Raw genomic sequence first — 14,567 nt, forward strand, 5'->3', positions numbered from 1 at the left:
GTTTTGTTTGATTTAATCAATATTTAGGTCCAATGTATAAGATATAGGGTTTTAAAATAAATATTCATTTTACGTTAGGGAGTGTTTGATTAATGGGTATTTCGATTCAAAAATCAATTTATAAAAAGATACTAAAAAATTTAGCTACTGATCCGTTTAGTGTAACGTTTTGGGATGGTTCAGTGGTAAATTATAACGATGGAGTTGCTAAATTCCATTTAATTTTTAACAAACCGTTAAATAAAAAACTGCTAAAAACAAATCCCATGATTGCATTAGCTGAAGGCTATATGGATAAAGATATTGAAGTCGATGGAGATTTAGAATATATTATGGAATCCATTTTTTCACAACAAAGAAGTTTTATAAATAAACCTAAGCAAAAGCATGTGCATTCTCGAAAAAAATATAAAAACACTAAAAAAAATGCTAAAGAAAATGCTTCATTTCACTATGATTTAGGCAATGATTTTTATCGCTTATGGTTAGATAAAACGATGAATTATTCATGTGCATATTTTAAAACGAAAGCAGATTCGTTATATACCGCTCAAGTTAACAAGATTAACCATATATTAAAAAAGTTAAATTTACAGTCAGGGCAGAGCCTGTTGGATATTGGATCTGGATGGGACATCTTATTATTGAAGCTGCAAAACAATATAATGTTCAAACATTAGGTATTACATTAAGTGAAGAACAATATATCAAAACAAAAGAACGCATAAAGGCTGAAGGTTTGATCGGCCAGGTAGATGTGAAGTTAATGGATTATAGAGAACTTATTAATGAAAAAAGAACTTTTGATCGAATTGTAAGTGTAGGCATGTTAGAACATGTTGGGCATGATCATATTCCTATATTCATGGAAAATACACATAAGTTATTGAACGATGGCGGTGTGGCATTGTTACATTGTATTACTGGACTTGTTGAAGTAGAAGGTAACGACTTTCTCACTAAATATATTTTCCCCGGAGGTGCAATTCCTTCAATAAGAGCATTAGTTGACAATATGTCACAGAATAACTTGAAAATTGTAGATGTAGAAAGCTTAAGAAGGCATTACACTTTAACTTTACGTAACTGGGCAGAAAATTTTGAAGCAAATATAGATAAAGTACGCGAACAATTTGATGAGCGATTTATAAGAATGTGGCGTTTGTATTTAAATGCATGTGCGGCAAACTTTACATGTGGTGTTTCCGATTTGCATCAATTTTTAATCACAAAAGGTGTTAATAATGAACTTCCAATGACAAGAGATTATTTATACTGTGATAATTAATACAAAAATTTTGATAAATGGTGTTGAAACTTAATTTTCTGTTTTAACACCATTTATATTTATATAGTACTTAAAGTAATTGGCATTTATAGTTTACTTTATTTATGTTATGTAAACTATAAATATTATAGGTTTAATTAAAAACCATACAGTTAAAGATTATTGCGAGTAATGTTTGATAGCATTCTCGCTTATATTTTTAAAAATTGTAATTATTTTAATAAAGCTATATCATTTTGAAACGCTGAGAAGTTGATTTTTGAACGTTGAACTTCGTTTTTGTGTATCAATATAGACATTGTTGCAAATGAGCGAACAATAATTTGTTATCGGTATTTAGATCTCTACAGTAAGATTATATATAGAGCATTGCTGTTGAAAAATTAAAAGCAAATGAATGAAACTAAATACAAATAGTGATGATGACTAACACAGACATATTTAAATTGAAATTGTTGTTAATGTATGTTTTCAATTCATTTTAAACGTAAAGTTTTTGATGATTTATCAAACCTAGATTAAGTAATACTTGGACTTTAATAAAGTAAGTGATAAATATCTTTTAAATAAGACGAAAATCGGCATACATATTTCAGTTAACATTTTAGTTTACATAATATATATTATAGGAAGTTATGGATATTTTGATATAGGGCACCTATTTTGCATTAATTTATATTTTAGTTGCTGTTTAAATTAGATTATGAGTTATCTATATTAGTATTGTATTCATGCCTATAAATATCAAAGTGCCATGTATTTTTAAAGGCAGTAATTTAGTTTGTATGTTAAATATTTGCTGTAAATCTATAATTTATTATTGTTGATTTTGACGTAGTTATTTAACGTAATTAACAGATAATGTCATATAAAATATATGCCTTTATCAAATCGTAATTTTTTTGATTTAATAAAGGCGTATATGATTATTGATTGTTCTTTACATAAACTTCAATTGAGTCTTTAATGAATTGAGCGGTGCCAGCTCCAAATTTATCTATATTTACTTTGAATCGTTCGTCTTCAACATACATATGACCTAAACGTTCAAAGATGTCTAGTGTGTAATCAAAATTTATGTTTGAATTTAGATAATCATACCATTTTTGCACATTTGATTGGACTTCAGCAGATTCTGGCGATTGACTTTTTAAATTGGCAAAAGTTGAAAAGATATCATTCATTTCTTTTGTTTTTACATCTTTTTCTTTATCTGACCATGAGTTGATATGCTCGTTTGCTTTCGTAACGCTAGTATCGCCCCACTTTTTACGTGCTTCTTCATCATAGCTTTTGGGTAAATTGTCAAAATTAAAACCCTTGAATTTTTCTTCATTTGTCATAGTTATTTCTCCCCTCATATAGCGTAACGTTTGATCGATTGTTTGAATCATTTGATCGGTTCGATTTTTTCGATTTATAAGCAATTGTTTATGCATTTTTAATGCTTCTTGTCTATCAAAGGATGGGCTAGCAATGATTGATTTAATTTTTTTAAGAGGAAAATCTAGCTCTCTAAAAAATAATATTTGTTGAAGTTTATCTAAGTCTGCTTCTGAATATAGCCGATACCCTGATTTAGACAGTTTGGTAGGATTTAATAAATGAATTTCATCATAATAATGTAACGTACGCACACTGATACCTACTAAATCTGCAATCTGTTTAACTGTCATTTGCATTTAATTTACCTCCTTATATAATAACTATAATCTTTAACGGAACGTTAGGGTCAATAATAACTTTTTACATAATTTATAGTAGTATAAAAAAAGTCCCTGAGACAAAATATGTCTGGGACTTTTAACCATATTAGTTGACGCAATTATTATGGGATTAATTTTCTATGTTACATTTAAATAATTATTTTCTTCTTTTAAACTCATGTGCTTCGTCTTCAGGTGAGATACCACGTTTTCGCATTTCTTTAAGCGCCTTTTTTTCTCGACGTTTACGTCTAAAGTCACGTGTGAAATACCAAATTAAAAAGCTCATGATTAAACTTAATACCGCCATAAATGCAGCAAAACCTAATAATGGCTCGTAAGTAATATTTTCGAAATTAGGTATTAAGAATGCAGCAATAGCTAAAATTACAAATGTTAAAATAGCTGCTGTAAACCATTTATTTAAAACAAGTGTACAGAATAATGTAACTATTATAACAGCTACCACTGTAATCCATAAAAAATTGGGTAAATCAAAAATAGTCATTTATAGCGCTCCTTATAAAAATCGACATATTTGTCATTATAACAATATTATTATACTAAACGAAATTATATATCATATCCATCTTGAGTCGTATAATAATATATTAAAATATTGCATTAATTACGTCAATTAACGTTTATTTTGTTCAAGTAGTTAGTTTATTTTTTTAATGCGAATTTAGCATATAAACGCACAATTGTATCTTACAAGGTGATTTCATGTATAATTAAAATTGAATTTAATATACATAACTAGGAGTGATTAAATGGCGGATACTTTACCACTTAGAAATGAAGTTTCTGATGAAATAACTTGGGACATTTCAGCTCTGTTTTCTTCCGATGAAGCATTTTATCAAACTTTAGAAAAAACAACAGCTGCTGCTAAAACATTTAATGAAAACTATGTTCATCAATTGGACAATTCTACTATAATTGAAAAGGCATTGGCTATATATTCTGATATCCTGATTGAATTAGATAAAATGGCAAATTATGCAGAGTTGAGATTAAGTGTTGATACAACAAATGAACAAGCACAAACATTAAGTGCTAAATTTTCAAATACGTTTGGAAAAATTGCGAGTGAATTATCATTTGTTGAGTCAGAAATATTGGCACTTTCAGATGAAACGTTCAAGCGTTTTATCTCAACATCTGAATACCCACATTTTTTGGAAAAATTAAAGGCACGCAAACCTTATCAACTTAATCCTGAAGTTGAAAAAACATTAGCAAGTTTATCATCAGTGTTTGAACGCCCTTTTGAATTATATGGTATCACGAAGATGTTAGATATAGATTTTGACTCATTTGAATATAAAGGTAAAACATACCCTTTAGATTATGCTACTTTTGAAAATGAATATGAAGATCATCCAGAAGAAGCATTTAGAAGAATTAGTTTCAAAAAATTTAGCGATGCATTAAATAAGTATCAACATACAACTGCTGCGACATATAATATGCAAGTACAACAAGAAAAAATTGAAGCAGATCTACGCGGCTATGATTCTGTAATAGATTACCTACTACAAGATCAAGAAATTAATCGAGATATGTTTGATCGCCAAATTGATGTTATTATGAGTGATTTAGCACCTATTATGCAAAAATATGCAAAATTGATTAAACGTGTTCATGGCTTAGAAGTCATGCATTTTGAAGATTTAAAAATATCTATAGATCCTAATTACGAACCCGATATCTCTATTGAGGATTCTAAAAAGTATATTTATGGTGCATTAAATGTTTTAGGTAAAGATTATTTAAATATGGTTGAAACGGCCTATCAAGATAGATGGATAGATTTTGCTCAAAATAAAGGTAAAGATACTGGTGCGTATTGTGCAAGTCCATATGCTACACATTCATATATATTTATTTCTTGGACTGGAAAAATGACTGAAACCTTTGTTTTAGCACATGAATTAGGTCATGCTGGTCATTTTACCTTAGCACAAAGTCATCAAAATTATTTAGAATCAGAACCGTCCATGTATTTTGTAGAAGCACCATCGACAATGAATGAGATGCTAATGGCAAATTATTTATTCAAAAACAGTAGTGATGCTCAATTTAAGCGCTGGGTAATTGGTTCTATCGTTTCTAGAACTTATTATCACAATATGGTAACGCACTTACTAGAAGCAGCGTATCAACGTGAGGTATATAAAAAAGTTGATGATGGTGAATCATTGACTGCACCGTTATTGAATCGAATTATGTTGGATGTTTATTCTCAATTTTTTGGAGAAAGTGTTAAATTTACAAAAGGTGCAGAACTTACATGGATGAGACAACCACATTATTATATGGGATTATATTCGTATACGTATTCTGCTGGTTTAACAATTGGTACGGTAATGTCACAACGTATTCAACAAGAGGGACAACCTGCGGTAAATGATTGGTTTACTACATTGAAAGCAGGAGGTAGCCAATCACCTGCCGAATTAGCTCAATTAGCTGGTATTGATATTAGCACGGATCAACCACTAAAAGCGACAATTGCATATATAGGTAACTTGGTAGATGAGTTAGAACAACTTACAGATGAAATAGAGGCTGAAGGTTAATAACTATAATATAAACAAAGATCTATCATAAATATAAAGCACGATGCCGATAAAATAAGCAAATCCGGTTTCCAACTGGATGTAGCTAATATTCGACATCGTGCTTTATATTTAATCATATGATTCGTAACGTTCACCTGTGACAAAGTAAAAAATGCTTTCTGCAACATTGCTAATGTGGTCACCAATACGTTCTAAATGTCTAGCTGCTAAATGTGCTTGTCCTGCAACAAAAGGATCGTTATCTATTAAATAAGTTGTGTTAACGATATTTTTATATAAATCATCTATATCTTCGTCACGTTCGATAATTTCCTTAATTAAAGTGACATCATCTCTTTTTACTGCATCATCTAAATCTTTTAACATTAATAATGCGAGTTTACCCATAGTATTCAATCTTGTAAGCACGTATTCATCGGTGATTTTAGCGCGTAATCTAATTTCGGCAATATTTGCGGCATTATCACCTATTCTTTCGAAATCAGAAGCGATTTTTAGTGCAGCCATCATTAATCTTAAATCAGTAGCAATAGGCTGTTGTTTAGTGATTAACATAATCACTTTTTCATTTATTTCTGTTTCTAAGGCATTAATATCCTTATCGTTCGCAATTGTTTGCCGCGCATAATTTCTATCCTCTTCACTTAACGATCTTAATGCATATTCAATATTATAATATACGTGAAGGCCAAGTCGACGTAAATCTTTCATTAATTCGTCTAATTGGCCTTCATATTTTTCTCTAATAACCATATATTAACCGAAGCGACCAGAGATATAATCTTCTGTTTGTTTGTCTGAAGGATTAGAGAAGATTTTATCAGTGTCGTCGTATTCATTTACATAACCGTTAAGGAAAAATGCTGTTTTATCAGAAACACGCGCAGCTTGTTGCATATTATGTGTAACAATAATAATTGAATATTTTTCTTTTAACTCTTGTACGAGTTCTTCTACTTTCAATGTTGAAATTGGATCCAACGCAGATGTTGGTTCATCCATTAAAATAACATCTGGTTCAATTGCTAATGTACGTGCGATACAAACACGTTGTTGTTGACCACCTGATAAGCTATATGCATTTGTATCTAAGCGGTCTTTTAACTCATCCCATATTGCAGCGCCACGTAAAGATTTTTCGACAATTTCGTCAAGAATCTTTTTATTTTTAATACCATGTATTTTAGGTCCGTAAGTGATGTTATCATATATAGATTTTGGGAATGGGTTCGGTTGTTGGAAAACCATTCCGACATTTGTTCTTAATTTTTCAACAGAATATTTTTCATCAAAAATATTCTGATCACGGTAAATGATTTTACCTGCTGTTTTAACAGATGGCACAAGTTCTACCATTCTATTTAATGTTTTAATATAAGTAGATTTACCACAACCTGATGGTCCTATGATTGCAGTGACATTATTTTCTAAAATATCTAGATTGATGTTTTTTAAAGCATGATTATCGCCATACCATAAATCTAAATTTTTTGTAGAATAGACTATTTTTTTCTCACTATCAGGAATTTTATTGTCATTTTTATTTGTTTCTCTATCAATCGAAGCAATTGGTGCAGAATCTTGATTTGTATGTTCTGCGATTTTTGATTTTTCTTCTTTAATTGTATCTTTAGTCATAATTAAAACTCCTTTTGCGATTATGTTATAAACTATAAAGTTATAATTTTCCCCAAAATAACCGCTTAATTAAATTTGATTTTGAAATAACATTAATATTTTTTACTGTATTTGTTTCTTAAGAATATTGCGATTGCGTTCATTAGCAGTAAAATCACTAGCAAGACAATGATACCGGCCGACGCAACATTTTGGAATTCATCTTGTGGTAGTTTTGCCCAATTGTAAATCGACATTGGCAACGCTTGGAATTGGTCGAAAACACTTGATGGTAAACTTAATAATACGGTTGGTATACCAATGAGTATGAGTGGTGCAGTTTCACCTAATGCACGAGATAATGCTAGAATGAAGCCTGTTAATATACCAGGAATCGCTGCTGGTAATACAACACGGCGAATCGTTTGCCATTTGTTTCCGCCTAAGCCATATGAAGCTTCTCTAACAGAGCTTGGCACCGATCTGATGGCTTCTTGGCTCGCAACGATAATGACTGGTAAGATAAGTAACGACATAGTTAAAGCCGCAGCAAGTACAGAGTTACTTAAAGCAAGCGCTTCTATACCCATACCTCTTACAAAAATAGTGAGGCCAAGTAAACCAAAAACGACTGAAGGCACACCAGCTAAGTTTGAAATACTAACTTTAATAAAACTTGTTAATGCATTATCTTTAGCATATTCTTCTAAATAAATTGCTGTACCTACACCCAATATAATTGAAATTGGAATAATAGTAATCATTAACCAAATTGTACCGATTAAACCGCCTTTCACACCGGCCATTGAAGGCGTAGAAGATGAGAAATTGGTGAAGAACGACGGTGTTAAATGCCCTGCACCTTTAATGAGTGTATCTATAATTAAAGCAGCTAAAAAAAGTAAGGCTACTAAAGTACATGTGAAAAATGCCCATTTATTGAATTTATTTGTTGCTAACCTACTGGAAAGTTTTTTCTCAACTTTTTGTTGATTAACAAGCGCTTTAGTATTTGTCTCTGCCATATTAATACTCCTCTCTAAAGCGTTTCGTAATCCATTGTGAAATTAAATTCATCACAAGTGTGAATAAGAATAGTGTGAAACCAACAGCATAGATACTGTAATAGATATCAGAGCCAAATGTCGCATCTCCTGTTGCAACTTGTACAATATATCCAGTCATCGTTTGGATAGATCCGGTTAAATCTAATGAAGAACTTGGAGTACTACCTGCTGCAAGTGATACAATCATCGTTTCCCCGATTGCACGTGAGACAGCTAATACGATAGATGCCATAATACCTGAAGTAGCAGCTGGTAATATCACTTTTGTGGCAACTTCAAATTTTGTTGCGCCTAAACCAAGTGCACCCTCACGCATTTTATTTGGCACAGATGACATCGCGTCTTCACTCATGCTCGAAATTAGTGGAATAATCATAACGCCTACGACAATACCTGGACTAATTGAATTGAAACTACCTAGTTCAGGAAATATTGCACGGAGTACAGGGGTAACAAATGTTAAAGCGAAAAAGCCGAAAACAATTGTTGGTATCCCAGATAATATTTCTAAAATCGGTTTTATTATTTTTCTCACTCTTGTAGAAGCATATTCACTTAAATATAAAGCAGCGCCTAATCCTAAAGGAACAGCAACAATTGTTGCAATAACTGTTATTTTAAGCGTACCTAAGATCAATGCCCAAATGCCATATTGTGGTGTTGATGAGAATGGATTCCAATCTTTAGAGAATAAAAACTCAGTAATTGGAACACGTGTAAAAAATGTAATGGTCTCTGTTAATAATGTAACGATTATCCCTACTGTTGCTAATATTGAGCAAATTGCAATGATTCCCAGAATGATCGGTACAATTTTATCGCTAATACCTTTTTTCTTAGCATTGTTTTTAGCAATCATTTCACTAACAGAAGTATTCTGATTAGCCATGTAAATACCCTTCTTTCTTATAGACTCCCAATATTTAAAATAAAAGTCGGGATTGTTCATCATCTAGTGTTTAGCAACATAGCGATTTTCACTATATTGTTAAACGCTAGATAAATTGAACTTGGAAGTAGATAGATAACTTAATCATGCTATTTGTCTATCTACTTCCTGAATCCCAACTTTAAAATTGCTATTATGTTTATTTATCTTCTTTTTTGCTGTCTTTTTTGTCGCTATCTTTACCAATGATGTCTTTTAATTTGCTTTGTTGTTCAGTGTAATCTTTTTCAGGTAAGGCAACAAATCCTGCGTCTTCAGCTGATTTTCCTTTATCCTTCATGACAAATTTCATGAAGTCTTGGAATCCTTCATTATCTTTTAATTTTTTCTCGTTAGTGTAGATATAAAGTGGTCTACTTAATGCGTAAGAACCATCTTGAATTGTTTTCTTAGTTGGTTCAGTTAATTTACCATTTTCATCTTTGATTTTAACTTCTTTTAGCTTGTCTTTATTTTGTTTATAGAAGTTATAACCAAAATAGCCGACACTATCTTTATTTTTCTCTACTGACTGAACAATTGTATTTGTATCAGCATTTTTCTCTGCTTTAATATCTTTTTTGTCCATAATTTCTTCAGAGAAGAAATCGTAAGTACCGTGAGATTGGTCAGGAGAAAATGCTTTGATTTCTTTGTCTGGCCATTTTGAATTAACGTCTTTCCATGTTTTTGCTTTGCCTGAGTAGATTTCATTTAATTGTTCTTTAGTAAGTTCATCTACAAAGTCGTTATCTTTATTTACAGTAATTGTCACACCATCTTGAGCAATTTTAAACTCATCATATTTAATACCTTTATCATCTAATTTTTTCTTTTCTTCGTCTTTTATAGGTCTAGATGCATTTGAGAAATCAGTGCTGCCTGAAATGAATTTTTCAAAACCGCCACCAGTTCCAGCTGTACCATTAGATACAGTTACATCTGAATTATCTTTTGCGAATTTTTCATTTAATTTTTCAATGATTGGACCTACAGTAGATGAACCATCACCTTTAACTTCTCCACTTCCTTTACCAGAATCGCTATTTCCACCGCCACAAGCTCCTAATAAAAGTGAAGCGCCGATTACAGTAGTACCAAATAATTGCCATTTTTTCATTGAAACATCCTCCTAATAAGTGAATAACCCAAAAGTTATATGTATTTCTTACAGTTCCTATACTACACACCTTTTATTAAATACAAATATAGATAATGTAAATCTTTTGTTAAGTATTTATTGACCTCATTTACAAAATTCACAATAAGAGATTCTATGAATGCAGTGTTTTAAGAAATGCTGATATGACGGTATTTGTAAAAATATAAATATTACAAAACACGTTTGATTTGTAATATAAAAACAAAAAAATCCTGTACTACACAATGATTTATGTAGTACAGGATAAATTTATAAGTATCTAAACACTATTTTATATAGAAGAAACTAGTCTTCGACTCTACTCCAACCTTTATTAGTTAATGCAATTTTACCAGTTTCAATAGTTATAATTTTATTTTTATATAAATGGCCAATTGCGCGCTTAAATGCACCCTTACTCATATTGAATACTTCTTTAATCGCTTCAGGACTTGATTTATCCCAAAATGGAAGCTCACCATCATATTCTACGAGTAAATTAAAAATATGTTGACCATCTTCGTCAAGTCTTTCATGTGCAAATGGTAAAAATGAACCGTTAAGCTCCCCATTTTCATTATGTCCGATGATACGAACTTCTAGTTTTTCACCTAAACGAGGTTCAGATTTACGTTCAGATTCATGTACGAATATTTTATGGCCATCTTTGGATAGCATAAAGCTTCCGACTCTTAAAACTCTGTATGGTCTTGCTTCAATAACTTTATTTTGTAATGTATCATCGTGTACTGGCGTGTACATCGAATCAACAATTGTCTCAGTTGCTAGTCGAGCATACATGTTATTCTCACTATCAATACGCAAAGTAACTAATAATTCATCACCTTGTGTCGGCCATACATCTTTGACTTTTGGTAAATCTATCCATGGAATTAAAACTTCTCTTGGAAGACCTACATCGACATGTGCACCATCTCGGTCGGTTTTTAATACTTTCACAAAATCATATTTGCTAGTAGTAATGTCTGGCATGTTTTGTGTCGCAAACAATGCACCTGATCTATTAGGATAAATGAAGAAACTATATTCCTCGCCTATCGTTAACTCGTCTTCTTCATTAACTTCTGATTGATTGAGTTTAACTTCTTCTCCGTTTGGTCCTTGTAACTTGTAAGTAGATCCTTCTAATCCAACGACTTCAAGAAATTCAATGGAACCTACAATATTTTTCTCTTCTTGGGCCATACTGTTCTCCTTCGTACTTAAATTTATTCTTAACTATTATAACATGCTATAAAGAAACAAGCATCACCTCATTATGAATGGTCGAAACTCCCTCTTAAGTGTGTTATAATTTGTCCGGTAGATTAACGTAAAGGAGCAAATGCATGTTACAAGTTACTGATGTAAGTTTACGGTTTGGTGATCGTAAATTATTCGAGGATGTAAATATTAAATTTACAGAAGGAAATTGTTATGGTTTGATTGGAGCCAACGGTGCTGGGAAATCAACATTTTTAAAGATTTTATCTGGTGAGTTGGATGCACAATCAGGTCATGTATCTATGGGAAAAGATGAACGTTTAGCAATCTTAAAACAGGATCACTTTGCTTATGAAGATGAACGTGTGATAGATGTTGTGATTAAAGGTCATGAACGTTTATATGAAGTAATGAAAGAAAAAGATGAGATTTATATGAAACCAGATTTCAGTGATGAAGATGGAATCAGAGCTGCAGAATTAGAAGGCGAATTTGCTGAAATGGACGGTTGGAATGCCGAAGCAGATGCAGGTTCTTTATTATCTGGATTGGGTATATCTGCTGATTTACAAGATAAAAAAATGGCTGAATTAGAAAATAATCAAAAAGTAAAAGTATTATTAGCTCAAAGTTTATTCGGCAAGCCCGATGTACTTCTACTTGATGAACCGACCAACGGTTTAGATATACCTGCGATAAGCTGGTTAGAAGATTTCTTAATTAACTTTGAAAATACAGTAATTGTGGTATCACATGACCGACACTTTTTAAATAATGTATGTACACATATTGCAGACTTAGATTATGGAAAAATAAAAGTTTATGTTGGTAACTATGATTTCTGGTATCAATCAAGTCAATTAGCAATGAAAATGGCACAAGAGCAAAATAAGAAAAAAGAAGAAAAAATTAAAGAGTTGCAAGATTTCGTTGCTCGTTTCTCTGCAAATGCATCTAAATCTAAACAAGCAACAAGTCGTAAAAAACAACTAGAAAAAATTGAATTAGACGATATTCAACCTTCTTCACGCCGTTATCCATACGTAAAATTCACGCCAGAACGTGAAATTGGTAATGACTTGCTATTTGTGGAAAATGTATCAAAAACGATTGATGGTAATAAAGTGTTAGACAATATTTCATTCACAATGAACCCTAATGATAAAGCGGTTTTAATTGGAGACAGTGAAATTGCGAAAACTACTTTACTTAAAATACTTGCAGGTGAAATGGATCCAGACGAAGGATCAGTAAAATGGGGTGTCACAACTTCTCGCAGTTACTTCCCTAAAGATAACTCTGACTACTTTGAAGGTGTAGATATGAATTTAGTTGATTGGTTACGTCAATATGCACCTGAAGATGAACAAACTGAAACATTCTTAAGAGGTTTCTTAGGTCGTATGTTATTTAGTGGCGAAGAAGTTAAGAAAAAAGCTAGTGTTTTATCTGGTGGAGAGAAAGTACGCTGTATGTTAAGTAAAATGATGTTATCTAGCGCAAATGTTCTATTGCTAGATGAACCAACAAACCACTTAGACTTAGAAAGTATTACTGCAGTAAATGATGGTTTGAAAAATTTCAAAGGTTCTATGATTTTCACATCTTATGACTTTGAATTTATCAATACAATTGCAAACCGAGTAATTGACTTAAACCCTACTGGTGGTTTATCAAAAGAAATATCTTATGAAGCTTATTTACAAGAAACTGGTGTATTAAGTAAATAACCCTTTAAAAATACAAAGCGATATATAAAGTATCATATTGAATTGATGATACGTATTGTATATTTCAAAAATTCAGATTATAAATCGCGTTATTAAAAATAAATGCAAAATATTATCAATGATTGAAATCATACGTTAAAAGCTGAGATATTAACATATCTTAGCTTTTTTGTTTATAGTAACTTCCTCCCTACGAGTCTAAATATTAGGCATAAATGGTTAAGCATAATATAATCAAATACATATTTCGTTATGGAGGTATGCAAATGAAACAGTTAAATATGTTAGATGGACAAGTAATTCCTCAAATTGGTTTTGGTACATATAAGTTAAATGGCGCGCATGGCACACATGCGATTGTGAATGCCTTAGAACAAGGTTATCGTTTGTTAGATACTGCCTATAATTATGAGAATGAAGGTACTGTAGGTAAAGCAATCGAGATGAGTGGAGTTTCACGCGAACAAATTATGATTACTTCAAAATTACCTGGTCGTTATCAAACTTACGACGATGCACTGACTGCAATTCAGGAATCAATTTATCGTCTAGGTGTAGATTATCTTGATTTATATTTAATTCACTGGCCTAATCCCAAACAAGGAAAGTATGTTGAAGCTTGGCGAGCAATGATTGCAGCACAAAAAGCTGGCTTAATAAAATCAATTGGTGTATGTAACTTTTTACCAGAACATATCGATACACTACAACAAGAAACTGGCGTTTTGCCAGTTGTGAACCAAATTGAGTTACATCCATACTTCAATCAAGAAGCATTGGTTCAGTACAATACTTCTAAAGGAATTGTTACTCAAGCTTGGAGTCCATTAGGTCGTGCTTCTAGTGTTATAAATGATGAAAACCTTGTGGAAATTGCCACAAAACATAATAAAACTATTCCTCAAGTTATATTAAAATGGCATGTTCAAAATGGTGTTGTACCTATTCCGAAATCTACGACAGTATCAAGACAATTACAAAATATTGATATTTTTGACTTTTCCCTTGATAATAATGACATTGAGAAAATCAACGCATTAACACGTGTAGATGGTAGACGTAAAGACCAAGATCCAGCCATATATGAAGAATTTTAAAGAGAAAGCTCATAAATTTTAAAAGTTTAATATTTTAGTTCTTTTTAAAAGTATATAAATTACACTTAATTAGCAAAACGTTTATAAAAACGTTTAATTTTTCAGTAAATTTAAAAAACTTTGTAAAAGCGGTTTACAGTACATATAAGCATATGTATAATATGATTCATAAACAAAAATT

11 protein-coding genes and 1 pseudogene are annotated in these 14,567 nt (G+C 31.5%); 4 read left to right on the forward strand and 8 right to left on the reverse strand.

The window, feature by feature from the left end:
• Positions 1–92 precede the first annotated feature (92 nt).
• Positions 93–1,288, forward strand: a pseudogene (locus CD150_RS06555) (class I SAM-dependent methyltransferase).
• 926 nt (positions 1,289–2,214) lie between these two features.
• Here the strand turns inward: CD150_RS06555 and CD150_RS06560 are convergent.
• Positions 2,215–2,970 carry a MerR family transcriptional regulator gene (locus CD150_RS06560; RefSeq protein WP_103161443.1) on the reverse strand — a complete coding sequence of 252 codons (756 nt, stop codon included), beginning with the start codon at positions 2,968–2,970 and terminating at the stop codon, positions 2,215–2,217.
• A 181-nt stretch (positions 2,971–3,151) separates the two neighbouring features.
• Positions 3,152–3,502 (reverse strand): hypothetical protein, encoded by a 351-nt coding sequence (locus tag CD150_RS06565; RefSeq protein WP_073342165.1) that lies wholly within the window; start codon positions 3,500–3,502, stop codon positions 3,152–3,154.
• Between the two features lie 265 nt (positions 3,503–3,767).
• Here CD150_RS06565 and pepF point away from each other — a divergent pair, with 265 nt between their 5' ends.
• The gene (gene pepF / locus CD150_RS06570) at positions 3,768–5,579 is read left to right on the forward strand and encodes an oligoendopeptidase F (protein WP_073342163.1); all 1,812 of its coding nucleotides are present in this window, start codon (positions 3,768–3,770) and stop codon (positions 5,577–5,579) included.
• A 111-nt stretch (positions 5,580–5,690) separates the two neighbouring features.
• Here the strand turns inward: pepF and phoU are convergent, their stop codons facing one another.
• From phoU to CD150_RS06600, 6 genes are all read right to left on the reverse strand, one after another.
• Complete coding sequence (gene phoU / locus CD150_RS06575) at positions 5,691–6,335, reverse strand: phosphate signaling complex protein PhoU (protein ID WP_046208305.1); 645 nt, start codon at positions 6,333–6,335, stop codon at positions 5,691–5,693.
• A 3-nt stretch (positions 6,336–6,338) separates the two neighbouring features.
• A complete protein-coding gene (pstB, locus tag CD150_RS06580; protein WP_046208304.1) occupies positions 6,339–7,220 on the reverse strand; it encodes a phosphate ABC transporter ATP-binding protein PstB in 882 nt (293 codons plus the stop codon).
• Positions 7,221–7,312: 92 nt separating this feature from the next.
• Positions 7,313–8,224, reverse strand: a complete 912-nt coding sequence (gene pstA / locus CD150_RS06585; RefSeq protein WP_019468772.1) for a phosphate ABC transporter permease PstA — start codon at positions 8,222–8,224, stop codon at positions 7,313–7,315.
• A 1-nt stretch (position 8,225) separates the two neighbouring features.
• Complete coding sequence (gene pstC, locus CD150_RS06590) at positions 8,226–9,155, reverse strand: phosphate ABC transporter permease subunit PstC (protein ID WP_046208303.1); 930 nt, start codon at positions 9,153–9,155, stop codon at positions 8,226–8,228.
• A 199-nt stretch (positions 9,156–9,354) separates the two neighbouring features.
• A complete protein-coding gene (locus CD150_RS06595; RefSeq protein ID WP_073342160.1) occupies positions 9,355–10,314 on the reverse strand; it encodes a PstS family phosphate ABC transporter substrate-binding protein in 960 nt (319 codons plus the stop codon).
• 327 nt (positions 10,315–10,641) lie between these two features.
• Complete coding sequence (locus tag CD150_RS06600) at positions 10,642–11,541, reverse strand: CvfB family protein (protein WP_073342157.1); 900 nt, start codon at positions 11,539–11,541, stop codon at positions 10,642–10,644.
• A gap of 143 nt (positions 11,542–11,684) precedes the next feature.
• Between CD150_RS06600 and CD150_RS06605 the strand changes: the two genes are divergently transcribed.
• Both CD150_RS06605 and CD150_RS06610 read left to right on the forward strand, forming a co-directional pair.
• Positions 11,685–13,289, forward strand: coding sequence for an ABC-F family ATP-binding cassette domain-containing protein (locus CD150_RS06605; RefSeq protein WP_046208300.1), 1,605 nt, complete (start codon positions 11,685–11,687; stop codon positions 13,287–13,289).
• Positions 13,290–13,555: 266 nt separating this feature from the next.
• On the forward strand, positions 13,556–14,386 hold the full coding sequence (locus CD150_RS06610) for an aldo/keto reductase (protein WP_073342151.1): 831 nt from the start codon (positions 13,556–13,558) through the stop codon (positions 14,384–14,386).
• Positions 14,387–14,567: the final 181 nt, after the last annotated feature.

This window comes from Staphylococcus ureilyticus, from assembly GCF_002902235.1.
Lineage (GTDB): Bacteria > Bacillota > Bacilli > Staphylococcales > Staphylococcaceae > Staphylococcus > Staphylococcus ureilyticus.